The sequence below is a fragment of the Haloplanus vescus genome (genome assembly GCF_900107665.1).
GTDB classification, from domain to species: Archaea; Halobacteriota; Halobacteria; order Halobacteriales; family Haloferacaceae; genus Haloplanus; species Haloplanus vescus.
In genome coordinates, this window is sequence record NZ_FNQT01000002.1 from 24,794 (window position 1) to 38,710 (window position 13,917).

13 protein-coding genes are annotated in these 13,917 nt (G+C 65.3%); 5 read left to right on the forward strand and 8 right to left on the reverse strand.

Annotated elements, in window-relative coordinates; translation table 11 throughout:
- Positions 1 to 45: 45 nt before the first annotated feature.
- Positions 46 to 336, reverse strand: a complete 291-nt coding sequence (locus BLU18_RS07785) for an amphi-Trp domain-containing protein (protein ID WP_092633715.1) — start codon at positions 334 to 336, stop codon at positions 46 to 48.
- Between the two features lie 56 nt (positions 337 to 392).
- Here BLU18_RS07785 and BLU18_RS07790 point away from each other — a divergent pair, with 56 nt between their 5' ends.
- On the forward strand, positions 393 to 674 hold the full coding sequence (locus BLU18_RS07790; protein WP_092633717.1) for an ArsR/SmtB family transcription factor: 282 nt from the start codon (positions 393 to 395) through the stop codon (positions 672 to 674).
- Here BLU18_RS07790 and BLU18_RS07795 read toward each other — a convergent pair.
- Positions 671 to 1,822: a sodium:calcium antiporter gene (locus BLU18_RS07795; protein ID WP_092633719.1), complete on the reverse strand. Its 1,152-nt coding sequence runs from the start codon at positions 1,820 to 1,822 to the stop codon at positions 671 to 673. The genes BLU18_RS07790 and BLU18_RS07795 overlap by 4 nt on opposite strands.
- A 240-nt stretch (positions 1,823 to 2,062) precedes the next feature.
- Here BLU18_RS07795 and BLU18_RS07800 point away from each other — a divergent pair, with 240 nt between their 5' ends.
- A complete protein-coding gene (locus BLU18_RS07800; protein ID WP_092633721.1) occupies positions 2,063 to 3,319 on the forward strand; it encodes a sodium:calcium antiporter in 1,257 nt (418 codons plus the stop codon).
- Between the two features lies 1 nt (position 3,320).
- Here the strand turns inward: BLU18_RS07800 and BLU18_RS07805 are convergent, their stop codons facing one another.
- Both BLU18_RS07805 and BLU18_RS07810 read right to left on the reverse strand, forming a co-directional pair.
- The gene (locus BLU18_RS07805) at positions 3,321 to 4,382 is read right to left on the reverse strand and encodes a sodium:calcium antiporter (RefSeq protein WP_092633723.1); all 1,062 of its coding nucleotides are present in this window, start codon (positions 4,380 to 4,382) and stop codon (positions 3,321 to 3,323) included.
- Between the two features lie 53 nt (positions 4,383 to 4,435).
- Positions 4,436 to 5,224 (reverse strand): SDR family oxidoreductase, encoded by a 789-nt coding sequence (locus BLU18_RS07810; protein ID WP_092633725.1) that lies wholly within the window; start codon positions 5,222 to 5,224, stop codon positions 4,436 to 4,438.
- Between the two features lie 137 nt (positions 5,225 to 5,361).
- On the opposite strand from BLU18_RS07810, the gene BLU18_RS07815 reads away from it, so the two are divergent.
- The gene (locus BLU18_RS07815; protein ID WP_092633727.1) at positions 5,362 to 6,006 is read left to right on the forward strand and encodes a helix-turn-helix domain-containing protein; all 645 of its coding nucleotides are present in this window, start codon (positions 5,362 to 5,364) and stop codon (positions 6,004 to 6,006) included.
- A gap of 1 nt (position 6,007) precedes the next feature.
- On the opposite strand, the gene BLU18_RS07820 is transcribed toward BLU18_RS07815, so the two are convergent.
- The 4 genes from BLU18_RS07820 to BLU18_RS07835 form a co-directional block, all read right to left on the reverse strand.
- A complete protein-coding gene (locus BLU18_RS07820) occupies positions 6,008 to 6,346 on the reverse strand; it encodes a hypothetical protein (RefSeq protein ID WP_092633729.1) in 339 nt (112 codons plus the stop codon).
- Complete coding sequence (locus tag BLU18_RS07825) at positions 6,343 to 7,485, reverse strand: aromatic ring-hydroxylating oxygenase subunit alpha (protein WP_092633731.1); 1,143 nt, start codon at positions 7,483 to 7,485, stop codon at positions 6,343 to 6,345. The genes BLU18_RS07820 and BLU18_RS07825 overlap by 4 nt, the downstream gene beginning before the upstream one ends.
- A 116-nt stretch (positions 7,486 to 7,601) precedes the next feature.
- On the reverse strand, positions 7,602 to 8,447 hold the full coding sequence (locus tag BLU18_RS07830; RefSeq protein ID WP_092633733.1) for a methylenetetrahydrofolate reductase: 846 nt from the start codon (positions 8,445 to 8,447) through the stop codon (positions 7,602 to 7,604).
- 24 nt (positions 8,448 to 8,471) lie between these two features.
- Positions 8,472 to 9,827, reverse strand: coding sequence for an aminomethyltransferase family protein (locus BLU18_RS07835; protein ID WP_092633735.1), 1,356 nt, complete (start codon positions 9,825 to 9,827; stop codon positions 8,472 to 8,474).
- 163 nt (positions 9,828 to 9,990) lie between these two features.
- Between BLU18_RS07835 and solA the strand changes: the two genes are divergently transcribed.
- Positions 9,991 to 11,133 carry an N-methyl-L-tryptophan oxidase gene (gene solA, locus BLU18_RS07840; protein WP_092633737.1) on the forward strand — a complete coding sequence of 381 codons (1,143 nt, stop codon included), beginning with the start codon at positions 9,991 to 9,993 and terminating at the stop codon, positions 11,131 to 11,133.
- 78 nt (positions 11,134 to 11,211) lie between these two features.
- Positions 11,212 to 13,767, forward strand: a complete 2,556-nt coding sequence (locus BLU18_RS07845; RefSeq protein ID WP_092633739.1) for a GcvT family protein — start codon at positions 11,212 to 11,214, stop codon at positions 13,765 to 13,767.
- The last annotated feature ends 150 nt before the right edge of the window (positions 13,768 to 13,917 follow it).

Here is a 13,917-nt window from a genome sequence, read left to right on the forward strand (position 1 = left end):
GGACAGGATTAGTATAATAATTCCGGTGAAACGTTTATACGTCTCTCAGTTCACGCCGAGTTCGTCCTCCGAGGGCGACCACTCGAACTCCAGTTCGAGTTCGAGTTGGCGGTGGGTTTCGCCGACGAACTCCACCTCGACTTCGATGGGTTCGTCGAACTCGAAGGGAATCTCCCACTCGTCGGTCGAGATGGTCAGGCGGGGTTCGGACTCGATTTGGTCGGCGAGGTCACGGAGAAACGCCGCGGTCCCCTCTCGCGAGAGTCGCACCTCTCGCTCGAAGTAGCCGTCGGTGACGGTTCGTGGCCCGTCGTTCGCGTCGGGTAGGTCAGCCATACTTCGTCTATAGAGGAGAGAGGTAAAATAGTGTGCGCCCCTAGAGCCGGCAACCGATGTCTCTCTTCGACGTTCTCGGGAGCAAGGCGCGGCTCAAGATTATCCGCGAACTATCGAGCGAGCCGCGGTACGTCTCCGAGCTCGCGGACCGAGTCGGGATGGACGGCAAGACGGCAGTCCATCACCTCTCGACGCTGGAGGAGGCGGGCATCGTCGAGAGCTACCGGACCAGTCGGCGGAAGTACTACCGCCTGACAAAGCGCATCGAACTTCGAGCCTCGCCCGGCCCGGACCCCATGTTTCTACTCCACGCCGACGAGGTAGAGGAGACGGATTAACCCTCGACGGGAAGCGTCGCGAAGTAGCGAATGTTGATCGCGAGATAGAGGACGTACATCCCGAGCAACAGCGCCCCGTGTCGCCGGGTCACTTCGCCCCTGTGGAAGAGATAGCCCGCGATGCCGGCGAACACGAAGAGCGTCGGCAGGTGGAAGAAGACCGTCTCCCACCGGAAGTTGATGGTCCCCACGAGGCCGATGATGCCGACGTTCGCGGTGACGAAAAACAGGAGGCTCCCGATGACGCCCCCGACGGCGACGTCGTAGTAGCCCAGTCGGAGCGGTTCGACTATCAGGAGCAGGTCGTCGAGGGTGAGCAACACCGTCACCAGCGTGACGCCGATGAACGTGCCGGTGAGGTTCCACGTCGCCTGAATCCCCTCGACGCCTGTCGATGCGCCCTCGGCGCCGACGACGATGCCGCCGATACCGACCAACAGCATCGCCGGCCAGAACCACTTGAACTCGGTCAGCGTCTGGATTGGGCCGGGCACGTACGACGGCACGCTCGCTTCGCCCTGCCCGTCCGTCGTCGTGGCGATGTCTTTCACCTCGTCGGCCTCCATGAACGTCCGGTCCATCTGCCCCTCGCGACGGAGGATGTACGCGAAGATGAGGACGTAGGCGGCGATGAACAGAATCGACAGCGTCGGCGTCAGCGACCCCGACAGCAAGGGTGGAATCAGGAGTAAGGGCGACCCGACCATCAACACCAGATAGTCTCTGGGTACGTCGACGGTGAACGGAATCGCGATGGCGCCGAGTGCGAGTGTCATCCCGAAAATCGAGACGGAGTTCCCGATGGCGAGGCCAAAGGCGACGTTCTGCATCTCCGCGAACCCAGTAAAGAGGCCGAAGGCCACGTTGTCGAACTCCCACCCCGAGAAGATGACCGCGAGGACGAACGCCGAGACGCCGAACCGGAGCGCCGTCCGTATCAGCGCGTGAATCAGGAGTTCGATGCTCGCGAGGAGGATGAGCGACCCGAGGAGCAGCGTCGCCACCGCGGCCCACCCCGATACTTCGAGGAGTTCACCGCTCTCGCCGCCCTCTTCTTCCGCTTGCGCGGCGACGACCCCCGTCCCCACCGCCGACAACAGTAGTACAACTATCAACACGACGCCCAGACGACGGTTCGCAAATCGCATCGCCGGTCGTTACCGGTGGGGTCTGTTATATCTCCTCATCCGTGTAGGTTCGTACGTTGAATTATTATACATGGTGTAGTTCGGTACCGGAGAGTCCCATTCGGCGGCTTCTCTCTCCGGATTTCGGGTCCCGTTTGCATGTATCGTCGTTCACCGTACCCAGTTCGTGTGCGCTGGTTCGGCGTACGTCCGTACCCCAGAACGGAGGTATAAGCCCCCTGTTGCCAGACCTTTGGGCGAATGCCAGCACACGGTCGCACTCTCGTTACGGTCGCACTATTGCTGTCGCTGCTCGTTGCCTCGCCCGCGGCATCTGCCGTCGCAACCGACCTCGGCGCCGACGCCCCCGTCGGCACCGTCGCCGCCCAGTCGCCCGACGACGGTGGGAACGGAGCGGGCGCCGACGAGGGCGGCGAGGAAGAGGAAGGCGGCATCGAAGGCGCCATCTCCGGGTTCGTCGAGGCACAGGGGACCATCGGGGCTGTCATCGTCCTTCTCGGTGGGATTCTCCTTCTCACCGCCTGTACGGAGAAACTCATCAGTTACCTCGCGCGCGCATCGCTCAACACGCGGATGTCGCTGTTCGCGCTTGCCATCGTCTTCACCGGCTTCGAGTTCGACGATACGATTCTCGCGCTCGTCCTCTCCGGCGGCGGCCTCGAACAGGCCGCGCTCGGGTCGGCGCTCGGGACGGGCCTCGCTATCATTGGTGTGACGCTCGCCATCGCCGCCATCGTCAAGCCGTTCCCCGTGGACCTGCCGACCGACTACATCGTCATCTTCGGCCTCGCGCCGCTGATTCTGGTCCCCTTTGCCCTCATCGGGACACTCACCTTCGTCCACGGCGTCGTCCTGACCGCCTTCTTCCTTTTCGCCTTCGGCTACTTCATCGTCCGCGAACGCCAGCGCGACATCCCCGTCTTCCGGGATACGGAGCTCGGCAAAGAGCTGCAACCGGACGGCGGCGTCGCTCGACCCCACTCGCTCGACGAAATCCCCGAGGACCGGATTCTCGGTGACCTCGCCGACTCCGGGTTCGTCTGGATTGGCCTCTCCATCGTCGCCCTCGCGGGTATCGTCTTCGCCGCCATGCTGCTGGAGGGCGGGTCGGAAGTCGTCATCGAGGGGTTCGGAATCGGTGAAACCGTCTTCGGCGCCACCTTCCTCACCCTCATCCTGACCTTCGAGGACATCATGCTCACGCTCGAACCGGTCCGCCGCGGGTTCCCGGAAATCGGCGTCGGCAACGTCATCGGGAGCGTGCTGTTCTCCGTGACTGGCAACGTCGGCGTCGTCATGTTCCTCAGCGACGTGACCATCTCCTCGTCGGTGCTCACCTTCCACCTCCCCTTCATGATTCTCGTGACGGCGCTGGCCGCCTACTTCTTCTACACGAAGAACGTGCGGCGGTGGCACGGCGTCGTCCTCGGGGGCCTGTACGTCGCCTACTGGGTCATCTCGCTCGTCGTCCTCAGCGGGGTGCCAGTCGGGGAGTAGGTCACACCGCGTAGTTCGCCACCCAGTACGCCGCGTAGATGCCGAGGAGGAGGACGCCCGTGGGGCGCCCGACCTTCCCGCGGAAGAACGCGCCGGCGACGACGAGAAGCGAGACGAAGAAGAACGGCCAGTGGACGGTCATGACCGCGCCCGCCGTGTTCAACGGGTGGACGAGCGCGATGAGTCCCGCGTTGGCGCTGACGAAAAAGAGCATGCTCCCGACGACGTTGCCGACGCCGATGTGGGGGCGCCCCTGCCGGACGGGTTCGACCGTCAGGAACAGTTCCTCCAGCGACGCGATGAAGCTCATGACCGTCGCGCCGAAGGCCAGTCCCGTCACGCCGAGGAGCGCGAGCAAGTCTTCGGCCCCTGAGACAGCGAGTTCCGACCCGACCGTCATGCCCACCGTGGCGACGAGGGCGATGGCGAGAAACGCCGGCCCCTCGTAGCGTTCGGGGACGTGCTCTTCGACGAAGTCGTCGACGTCGATATCCAAATCGAGGTCGAGCAACCCTTCGTCCTCCTCCGCTTCCTCCGCTTTCTCACGCTCGCGCACCTCTTCTTCCATGATTTCGACCTCCTCGGCCGACAGGTAGCGCGTGTCCGTGTAGCGTTCGAGCGTGTAGATGATGGCGAGGTAGGGGATGAACGTCGCGGTGAGAATCGCCCCGTCGAACCGGGAGAGCGTGCCGTCGAGTGCGAGGCCGAAGAAGAGAAACGGAGCGAGAAGCGTGATGCCGAGGTAGTTCCGTGGCACCTCCGTCTCGAAGGGGACGAGGACGCCGGCGATGCCCACGGCGGCCCCGAGGATGAACAGGGCCTCACCGAAGACGGTGCCGAGCGCGAGGTCCGGTAACTCCCCGTACGCCGCCGCGATGCCGAGGATGACGTTCTCCAAGTCGGTGCCGGCGAGGACGACGGTGAGGAAGAATCCCGAGACGCCGAGGGCCAGTGCGCCCTCCGCCACCGCTTCGATGAACGTCTCCACGCTCACGATGACGATGGTGACGCCGACCAGGAACAACACGACCGAGACCAGCTCTCCGGACAGTCCGAGCACCATGCGAGTTGCAGGGAGGTACGAAGGACGTCACATAAAACCCCGCGGCACCCGGGCTACAGGTTCGAGGCGTGGTCGCCGCCGTCGACGGGGATGGCCGCGCCGTTGACGTAGCTCGCCCGTTCCGAGCAGAGGAACGCGACTACGTCGCCGAACTCCTCGGGTTGACCGATGCGCTCCTGTGGGTTGCCCGCGCTCCACTCCTCGACGCCCGTCTCGTAGTCGGGGTAGTCGCCGCGTTCGACGCCCTGTTCGACCAGTTCCTCGATGCGCGGCGTCTCGTGGGTGCCGGGCAGCACCGCGTTCGCGCGCACGTCGGGCGCGAGTTCCTCCGAGAGCGTCTTCTCCAAGCCGACGACGCTCATCCGAACCGAGTTCGAGAGGACGAGGCCGTCGATGGCCTCCTTGACGCTCCCCGAGGCGACGTTGACGATAGTGCCGCCGCCGTCTTGGAGGAGCGGCGCGGCCTCGCGAACCAGTCGCACCACGCTCATCACGAGGAGGTCGTACGCCTCGTACCAGTCCTCGTCGGTTGTGTCGAGGAAGGGACCGCTCGGCGGGCCACCGGCGCTCGTCACGAGGTGGTCGAGGCCGCCGAACTCCTCGACCGTTCGCTCGACCAGCGCCGTCACGTCGTCCGGGTCGGTGATGTCGCCCTGGACGCCGACCACGTCGCCCGTCGCCGTCTCGCGGATGTCGTCCACGGCGTCGGCGAGGCGGTCCGGGTCGCGGCCGTTGACGACGACGTTCGCCCCCTCTGCCGCGAGGGCGGCCGCCGACGCCTTCCCGAGGCCGCTACTGGAAGCCGACACGAGCGCTGCGTTGCCGTCGAGTCCGAGGTCCATACGCCGACGTGGCCGGTCGGTCCCCATAGTGTTTACTGGTCCCACCGGGCCGTCGCTCGAAACGATAAAGTCGGGGCATCTCGTGTGGTGCGTGTGCACACGCGAACGAACACTCTCCCACGTCTCGGAGGGTCGGCGTGAGCCTCGTCGCCGTCGCGGAACTCGCGCATCCCGACCTCGCGTTGACGCCGACGATTCGCGCCACCGACGCATCGATTCAGGTGGTCTCGCACACCGCCACTGACGCCGAGACGGGCATGTTCTTCTTTCTCGTCGAGTCGGACTCGTTCCCCGAGTTCGAGGCCGCGCTTGAGGCCGACCACACCGTCTCGGAGTCGTTGATCGTCGCCGAGGCGGAGACGACGCGTATCTATCGGCTCGGTCACTCCGACGGGACGAAACTCCTCTCGCCGACGGTGACGGAGATGGGCGGCCTGATGCTCGAAGCCGACAGCACGGCCGACGGCTGGTCCGTTCGGATGCAACTTCCCGACCGAAAGACGCTCAGTTCGCTCTGGGAGTACTGCGACGAGGAAGATATCGGGTTCGAGTTGGGTCACATCTACACGCTCGACGACTTCTCCATCGACGGCGTGGGACTCACCGACGCACAACGAGACGCGCTCGTTACGGCCTACGAGGCGGGATACTTCGAGGAGCCCCGCGACACATCGCTGGAAGAACTCGCCGGCGAACTGGATATCTCCCCGACGGCTGTCGGTGGCCGGATTCGCCGGGGGACCGCTCGACTCATCGAGCAGACGTTGCTCGACGACTCGTGAATCAGACCGCGGAGACGTAGTCGTCCTGTGGTTCCCAGAGCGCGCCGCGCATCCGGTGGTCGTGGACGGCGTCGAGCGTTTCGCCGACCGTCCAGCCCAACTCGCTCATCGCCGCGCTCAGTTCGCCGAGCGGGACGCCCTCCTCGGGGTCCGTGACGAGGCTCTCCACCACCGCGGGCACGTCGTCGCTCGCGACGCCGAGGGAGGGGGTCTGTTCCCATTCCACGTCGTGGCCCGTCACCGACTGGTGGCGCCGGTAGAAGCGGACGATTTCGTTCGGGTCCGTCGCTTCCCGACGCTCCTCACAGTCGACACAGGCCGCGACGAACGGTCCCGTCACGTCTCGTACGCCTCCTGCACGAGTCGGTGGAACCGGTGAAGGGTGTGCTCGTTGGGGCCGAGCTGTGCCTGTGCGAGCGCCCCGGAGCGAAGTCCGTCGTACTGTCGCTCGACGAGTTCGAAGTCCTCCTCTTGCAGCTGCCGGCTGGTGCGGACGAACTCCTCTTCGGCATCGCTCAGGTCGGGGTCCGCGAAGTAGTAGTCCGCGATGAGCTGGAAGCGCTCCTCGTCGATGGGGTCGATGATGTACGTCCCGTAACCGTCCGCGGTGCCGTACATGTTGACCGTGAAGTTGGGCCAGAAGTAGTGGAACTGCGCCTCGTGTTCGTCGTGGATGCGGAGTTCGTCCTCGATGTCCTCCTCGTGGGTGTAGTGGAGGACCCAGTGGTAGTCGTTGACTTCGAGTTCCGACTCGTTGAGCTGGATGCCCTTGATCCAGTCCTGGTGGTTCGCCTGACAGTGGTCACACTCGGAGTAGTTGCCCGCGAAGGTCTTCCAGTTGCACTCGACCTCCGAGACGTACCGGCGGGCGTGTTCGTACTCCTCGAGCGGAAGGGATTCGAGGCGCGTCTTCATCTTCCCCGCCTGTTCGTCGAGCGACAGCGACGGGTCGTCGTCGAAGTTGAGGAAGATGAGCGGGCCGATGTTGTCGGTCTGGACTTCGAGCAGGCCGTTCTCGTCCGGGTCGAGGCCGGACACTTCCTCGTCGTCGAGGTCGGGGTTGAGACTCGCCTCCTCGAAGCTCTTGGGCGTGCTTCGGAGACTGCCGTCCAGGTCGTACGTCCAGAGGTGGTACGGACACTGGATGCGCCCCATGTTTCCGGGGTCGGTCATCGGTGTGTCCTCGACCATCTTCGAGCCACGGTGGGCACAGACGTTGTAGAACACGCGGACCTCGCCCTCCTGGTCGCGGGCGACGATGACTTGCCGGTCGCCGATGGTTCGCGTGAAGTAGTCGCCCGCCTCGGGGATGCAGTTCTCGTGGCCGGCGTAGAGCCAGTAGTTCGCGAAGATTGTCTCTTTCTCCAACTCCCACACGTCGGGGTCGGTGAAGCAGTCTGCGGGCAGTGCGTTCGTCTCGTCCGTGATATCGGGGCTCACGGCCTGAGTCTCGTCGGCGCTGTTGGTCCACCGCGTCATGGGAACTCGTACCGCATGAGGGGGAATAAGCGTCGGTCCGTCTCATCTGCGGTGTTTAAATGGGTCCCTGCTAACGGCCGCCGCGAGGGCCGGGAGACGCCGCTTTGGACGACTCGCTACCGCTCACCGAGTCGGTCGCGCCGCCACGCTTCGGTGTCGCCGACCTGATTGAAGGTGTAGATGTGGAGGCCGCGAATCCCGTACTCGGGGTCGGTCGCGTAGGGGGCCAGTCCGTCGACGAGGCCGTCGGGCGTGTACTTCCCGCGCGACCCAACGAGTTGGCGCACGAATCCGAGCACGCCGCTCGTCTTCCGGAGGAAGCGCACCGAGTCGCCGACACCCACCTTCTGTGAGATATTCAGGAGGCGCTGGTACTTCATCACGCCCGGAATCCCGACTTCCACGGGGAGGTCGATGCCCCGGTCGCGCACCGTCTCTATCCACTCGGCTATCGCGTCTGGGTCGTAACAGAGCTGGGTCGTGAGATACGTCGCGTGGGGTGCCTTCCGCTCCATCGCCGCGGCCAGCGTGTCGTCCTCGAGGAACTCGTGGCCCTCGGGGTAGCCGGTGATGCCCACCTCCGCGAACTCGTGGCCGAGGTCGTCGAGCGCGGTGAGGAGGTCGTACGCCGACTCGAACTCGCCGAGCGGTTCCTCTCGGTCGCCGCCGGGCACGAAGATGTCGGCGATTCCCGCGTCCGCGAGGCGAGTCGCGACCTCGTCGAGGTGGTCTCGGTCGCGGACGTACCGCGCGGCCACGTGCGGAATCGGCTCGTAGCCGCGGGCCGCCGCCCGCTCGCTCCACTCGACCGTCGCGTCGAGGCCGAGCTGTGGCGAGGCCGTGACGGCGATTTCCGCGCCGTCGGGCAACTGTTCCATCTGCCCCTCGAAGCTGTCGAACGGCATCAGCTCGAAGCGTGGCTCGCGGAGCAGGCTCGTCGCATCGGCGTGGGTGAGGGTCATGTCGGACAATACCGCTCGCCCGAATTACTCCTTCCGGGCGTTCAGCTTCGCCTGTTCGCGCGCGCTCGGGTTTACCGACTCCTTGAACGGCACCTCCGCGACCGTCGCGTACGCGGGTTCGCCCGCTTCCTCGGCGTACTCGTCGGGAAGGTGGACCCGGAACTCCAGGTCGAGGTCCTGCTCGTAGATTTCGTCGTTGAGTAGAGCGTCGGACTCGGCCTGTAGTTTCTCCGCCGGCACGAACCCGAGGCCGATGTTCGTCTCGAGGTCCGGATTCCACCACGGCGAGGTCATGTAACCACACTCCTTCCCGGTGTCGGGGTCGGAGATTATCCAGAAGTCGGGGGCGTAGTCTCGAATCGGTTCGCCCGCAATCTTCAGGCCGACGAGTTTCAGGTTGAACGGGTACTCACCGTCCTCGACGAGCGCTTTCTGCCGTTCGAGTTCTTCCTTCCCGATGTAGTCACCGGGCTTGTCGTCCGGCACCTGATACCCGAGGTTCACCTGGAACGGCGAGGTTTCGTGGTCCATGTCTTGGCCCCACGAGAGGATGCCGGCGGCGATGCGGCGGTGGTGGCCCGGCGCAATCTGTCGCCCGCCGTGGTCCTTGACCGACGCCATGACGGGGTCCCAGACGCGTTCGGCGTTCTCGCTCGCGTCTTGCACGTAGATTTCGAAGCCCTTCTCGCCGGAGAAGCCGGTCTGACTCACCAGCACGTCACAGCCGTTGATCTCCGCGTCCAGCAGTCCGTAGTAGGGGATGTCGCTGACCTCCTCGCCGACGACGTCGACCAGCACGTCCTCGGAGCGCGGCCCCTGTATCTGCATCGGCGCCACGTCGATTTCGTCGATTTCCACGTCGAAGTCCATCCCGACGTTGACGCCCTGAAGCCACTGCATGAGCGTCGAGTCCGAGATGGAGAACCAGAACTCGTCCTCGGCGATTCGCAGGAGGATGGGGTCGTTCAGGATGCCGCCGTCCTCGTTGCAGAGGATGACGTACTTCCCGTGCATGGGTTCGATGCCAGTCGCGTCGCGGGTGATGACGTAGTCGGTGAGTGCCTCGGCATCCGGCCCCTTCACCCGAATCTGTCGCTCGACCGCGACATCCCACAGCGTGACGCTCTCGGTCAGCGCCTCGTACTCCTTCATCGCGCCGCCGTCTTCGGGTTCGACGAGTCCCCGCGGGTGGTAGATTCGGTTGTAGACGGTACAGCGCCACGCCCCCTCCTCGTTGAACGACTTGTGGAAGAACGGCGACTTCCGCACGCGCGTCGAGACGAGCATCTCGATGCCGGGGTCGCCGGTCTGTCGCAGATTCCGCGGGAGCGTTCGGTCCGACTGGTCGATTTCCGGGTGGTTGGGATGGTCGTTAACCATTGTCTATCAAATAGATGCCATGTCCCTATAAGGGTGGACCTCAGTTATCTCAGGCGTATAAGTGCGGGCGGACACTCGAACTCGAAAATCCGCGCGTGCGCGCCCGTACCGCCGGTTTGTGGCGGTCCCAAGCATCAATACCCTCCCCGTCAAACGGGGGGCTATGAGTCATCGTGACGAGCGACGCGATGTCATCGTCGTCGGCGTCGGTGGCATGGGCAGCGCAACCGCATATCACCTCGCCTCTCGCGGGGTAGACGTTCTGGGACTGGAGCGATTCGACATCCCGCACACGCAGGGGTCCTCACACGGCATCACGCGCATCATCCGACGCGCGTACTACGAACACCCCTCGTACATCCCCCTCATCGAACGGGCGTACGAGCTCTGGGACGACTTGGCCGAGGAGACGGGCCGTGAGGTCATCCACCGCACCGGCTCCATCGACGCCGGTCCGCAGGGCAACGTCGTCTTCGAGGGGTCGCGGCGCTCCTGCGAGGAACACGACATCCCCCACGAGGTGCTGACGGGCGCGGAACTCAACGAGCGATTCCCCGGCTACAACCTCCCCGACGACTACCGCGCGCTCTATCAGGAGGACGGCGGCTTCGTCGTCCCCGAACAGTCCATCGTCGGTCACACCGAGGCGGCACAGGCGGCGGGTGCCGAGATTCGCGCCCGCGAGGGCGTCCACGACTGGGCGCCGACGCCCGACGGCGGCGTTCGCGTCTGGACCGACACGGACACCTACGAGGCCGACCGCCTCGTCCTCGCCGCCGGGGCGTGGAACTACAAGCTCGCGGACGCCCTCGACGGCCTCGCCGTTCCCGAACGGCAGGTGCTCGCGTGGTTCCAACCCGAGACGCCCGAACTGTTCGAACCCGACTCCCTGCCGGTGTGGAACATCGCCGTCCCCGAGGGGCGGTTCTACGGCCTGCCCATCTACGACGTGCCGGGGTTCAAACTGGGCAAGTACCATCACCTCGGCGAGGCGGTCAACCCGGACAGCTACGACACCGACCCGCAACCGGCCGACGAAGTGCTCCTCCGTGATTTCACCGAGAAGTACTTCCCGAAGGCCGCCGGGCCGACGATGCGACTCGCCACCTGTATGTTCACCAACTCCCCGGACGAACACTTCATCCTCGACCAGCTGCCCGACCACCCACAGGTGGTCGTCGGCGCTGGGTTCTCGGGCCACGGCTTCAAGTTCGCGACGGTCATCGGCGAAGTGCTCGCCGACCTCGCCGCCGACGGCGAGACGGCCCATCCCATCGACATGTTCAGTCTCGACCGCTTCGAGTGAGCGTCTCGGCAGGGGGCGTTTAAACACCACAGGTGAGCAACCCCGGGGCTTTTGGATTGGTCAATGGGATACTACCCCATGAGTAGCGATAGCACGGTACCGTCGTCTGCGGCCACCGTCGTCGTCGGCGCCGGGGCCGTCGGATGTAGCGTCGCGTACCACCTCTCGGAGTTGGGCGCTGAGAATATCGTCGTCGTCGACCAGGGACCGCTCCCGGTCACGGGTGGGTCCTCGACGCACGCGCCGGGCATCATGTTCCAGACGTCGCCGTCGAAGCTGATGACGAAGACGGCCCACTACACGAGTCGGCTTCTCTCCGACGCCGGCGTCTACGACGAGGTGGGTGGCATCGAAGTCGCCCGCTCCGAGGAGCGGATGGACTTCCTCCAGCGACGGGTCGAACATGCGACGGCGTACGGCCTCCCCGACCCGCAACTCCTCTCGCCCGGCGAGGTGAGCGACCACTTGCCCTTGGTCGACGAAGACGAAATCCTCGGCGGCTACTACTCCCCGACCGACGGACGGGTCGACGGCGTCGCCGCGCTCCAGTGGTACATGGAGCAGTCCGACGCAGACTTCTACGGCCACACCACGGTGACGGACCTCGACGTCTCGGGCGGCGAGGTCACCGCCGTCGAGACAGACCGGGGCCGAATCGAGTGCGGGCGCTGCGTGCTCGCCACCAACAACTGGGGGTATCAGACCGGCCAGTTGGCGGGGCTCGACCTCCCAATCGCGCCCGTCCAGCACCAGTACGCGGTCACCGAACCCCTCGACGAGCTCGCCGACGAGGCGGTCGCCCCCCGCGTCGACACCGCCGACATGGAGATACCGGGCGACCGCAGCATCGCCGACGCCATGAGTCAGGCGCCGACTCGCCCGGTCGGCCGCGACCAAGACCACTCGCTCTACTTCCGCACTCACGGCGACGCCCTCGGACTCGGCTCGTACAACCACGAGGCGCTCCCTGTCGACCCCCGAAAGATGGGGGGCAACACCGACGAACGGCAGGCGTCGGTCCGGGAGTTCACGGCCGAACACTGGGAGCGGGCCACCCACCCCGACCGCGACACGTCACCGAAGCAGGCCTTCGAGGAACTCCTCCCCGTCACCAAGGACATCGACTTCGCGACCACCGAGAACGGCATCTTCGTGTTCACGCCCGACGGGATGCCGGTCCTCGGCGAACCCGAAGCCATCGACGACCTCTGGACCGGCCTCGCCATCTGGTGGACACACTCCGGCGGCTACGGGAAGATTCTCGCCGAGTGGATGGAGACGGGTGTCCCGAAACTCCCCTCGGGCCCTGTCGAAGTCGGCGGCATCCACGTCGACCGCTTCGAACCCCACGCCGGCAGCCCGGACTACTTCGTCGACCGCGGGTCGACGCGCTATCGGCAGGTGTACAGCATCGTCGAACCCGGATGGCAACCCGACGACCACCGCGCCCTCCGGCGGAGTCCGTTCTACCACCACCAGCAGGAGCTCGACGCCGAGTTCACCCAGTCCGGCGGCTGGGAGGTGCCGAAGTGGTACGATTCGAACGCCGACTTGGTCGACCGCTACGCCGACCAGATTCCCGAGCGAGAGGGGTGGCGGGGAATCAACCGCTCGCCCATCCAGGGGGCCGAACACCTCCACACCCGCGAGCACGTCTCGATGTACGACATGACCTCGTTCAGTTCCATCGTCGTCGAGGGAGCCGACGCCGCGGCCTTCCTCCAGCGGATGTGTACGAACGACGTCGACATTGACCCCGGCCGGGTGCGGTACTCCCTGCTCTGTAACGAGGGCGGAACCGCCCTCGGCGACGTGACTGTCGTCCGCCTCGACACCGACGAGTTCCTCGTGACGACCGGCGGCGGCAACTCGCCCGGCATCCACGGTGGCTGGCTGAAAGACCACGCCCCGGAGACGGTGTCGGTCACTATCGAGGAAGGGTCGCGAGCGACGGTCGGCCTCTGGGGGCCGAAATCTCGGCTCCTCCTCCAGCGCGTGACCGACGCCGACGTGTCCGCCGAGTCGTTCCCCTACTTCAGCGCGAAGCAAATCTACGTCGGCGACGTGCCCGTCCTTGCGCTCCGGGTGTCCTATGTCGGCGAACTTGGCTGGGAGCTGTGGGCGCCGTCGGAGTACGGCGGCCGCCTCTGGGAGACGCTCTGGGAGGCCGGCCAGGACCTCGACGTACGGCCAATGGGGAGTGGCGCCCTCGAATCCATGCGTCTCGAGAAGGGCTACCGGCTCTGGGGGACGGACCTCGACACCGACAGCGACCCCTTCGCCGCGGGACTGTCCTTCGCCGTCGACATGGACACCGACTTCGTCGGCAAGGACGCGCTGGCCGACATCCAGCGCGACGGCCCCGACAGCCGACTCGTCCCGATGACACTCGACGACGCCACGGACGCCGTCCTCGGCGGCCGGCCCGTTCTCGACGACGGGTCAGCGCTTGGCTACGTCGTCGCCGGTGACTACGGCTACAGCCTCGGCGAGTCCATCGCCTACGCTTACCTCCCCACCGACTACGCGGAGTCGGGGACCAGCGTCCAGATTCGTTGCGAGGGGACCACCTACGACGCCACGGTGCGCGACGAACCGCTCTTCGACCCGGGCCGCTCGAAGATCCTGCGATAAGCGACACAACCTTTATTTGACACAATGAAAAGTCACTATGTGACTCTATCCCATGGGGATAGGAACCGATACTCGTGGAGAGGAGTAATTCGCGCGGCCGCCGGCACGCGACTGCGAACCAACCGACGGACAGACACACGCACATGAGAG

What these genes read in the sequence shown, in the direction of transcription:
- BLU18_RS07845 (WP_092633739.1), top strand. Translation starts at nt 11,212, where the DNA reads ATGAGTAGCGATAGCACGGTACCGTCGTCTGCGGCCACCGTCGTCGTC.
- BLU18_RS07790 (WP_092633717.1), top strand. Translation starts at nt 393, where the DNA reads ATGTCTCTCTTCGACGTTCTCGGGAGCAAGGCGCGGCTCAAGATTATC.
- BLU18_RS07785 (WP_092633715.1), bottom strand. Translation starts at nt 336, where the DNA reads ATGGCTGACCTACCCGACGCGAACGACGGGCCACGAACCGTCACCGAC.
- BLU18_RS07825 (WP_092633731.1), bottom strand. Translation starts at nt 7,485, where the DNA reads ATGACGCGGTGGACCAACAGCGCCGACGAGACTCAGGCCGTGAGCCCC.
- BLU18_RS07835 (WP_092633735.1), bottom strand. Translation starts at nt 9,827, where the DNA reads ATGGTTAACGACCATCCCAACCACCCGGAAATCGACCAGTCGGACCGA.
- BLU18_RS07830 (WP_092633733.1), bottom strand. Translation starts at nt 8,447, where the DNA reads ATGACCCTCACCCACGCCGATGCGACGAGCCTGCTCCGCGAGCCACGC.
- BLU18_RS07800 (WP_092633721.1), top strand. Translation starts at nt 2,063, where the DNA reads ATGCCAGCACACGGTCGCACTCTCGTTACGGTCGCACTATTGCTGTCG.
- solA (WP_092633737.1), top strand. Translation starts at nt 9,991, where the DNA reads ATGAGTCATCGTGACGAGCGACGCGATGTCATCGTCGTCGGCGTCGGT.
- BLU18_RS07795 (WP_092633719.1), bottom strand. Translation starts at nt 1,822, where the DNA reads ATGCGATTTGCGAACCGTCGTCTGGGCGTCGTGTTGATAGTTGTACTA.
- BLU18_RS07805 (WP_092633723.1), bottom strand. Translation starts at nt 4,382, where the DNA reads ATGGTGCTCGGACTGTCCGGAGAGCTGGTCTCGGTCGTGTTGTTCCTG.
- BLU18_RS07810 (WP_092633725.1), bottom strand. Translation starts at nt 5,224, where the DNA reads ATGGACCTCGGACTCGACGGCAACGCAGCGCTCGTGTCGGCTTCCAGT.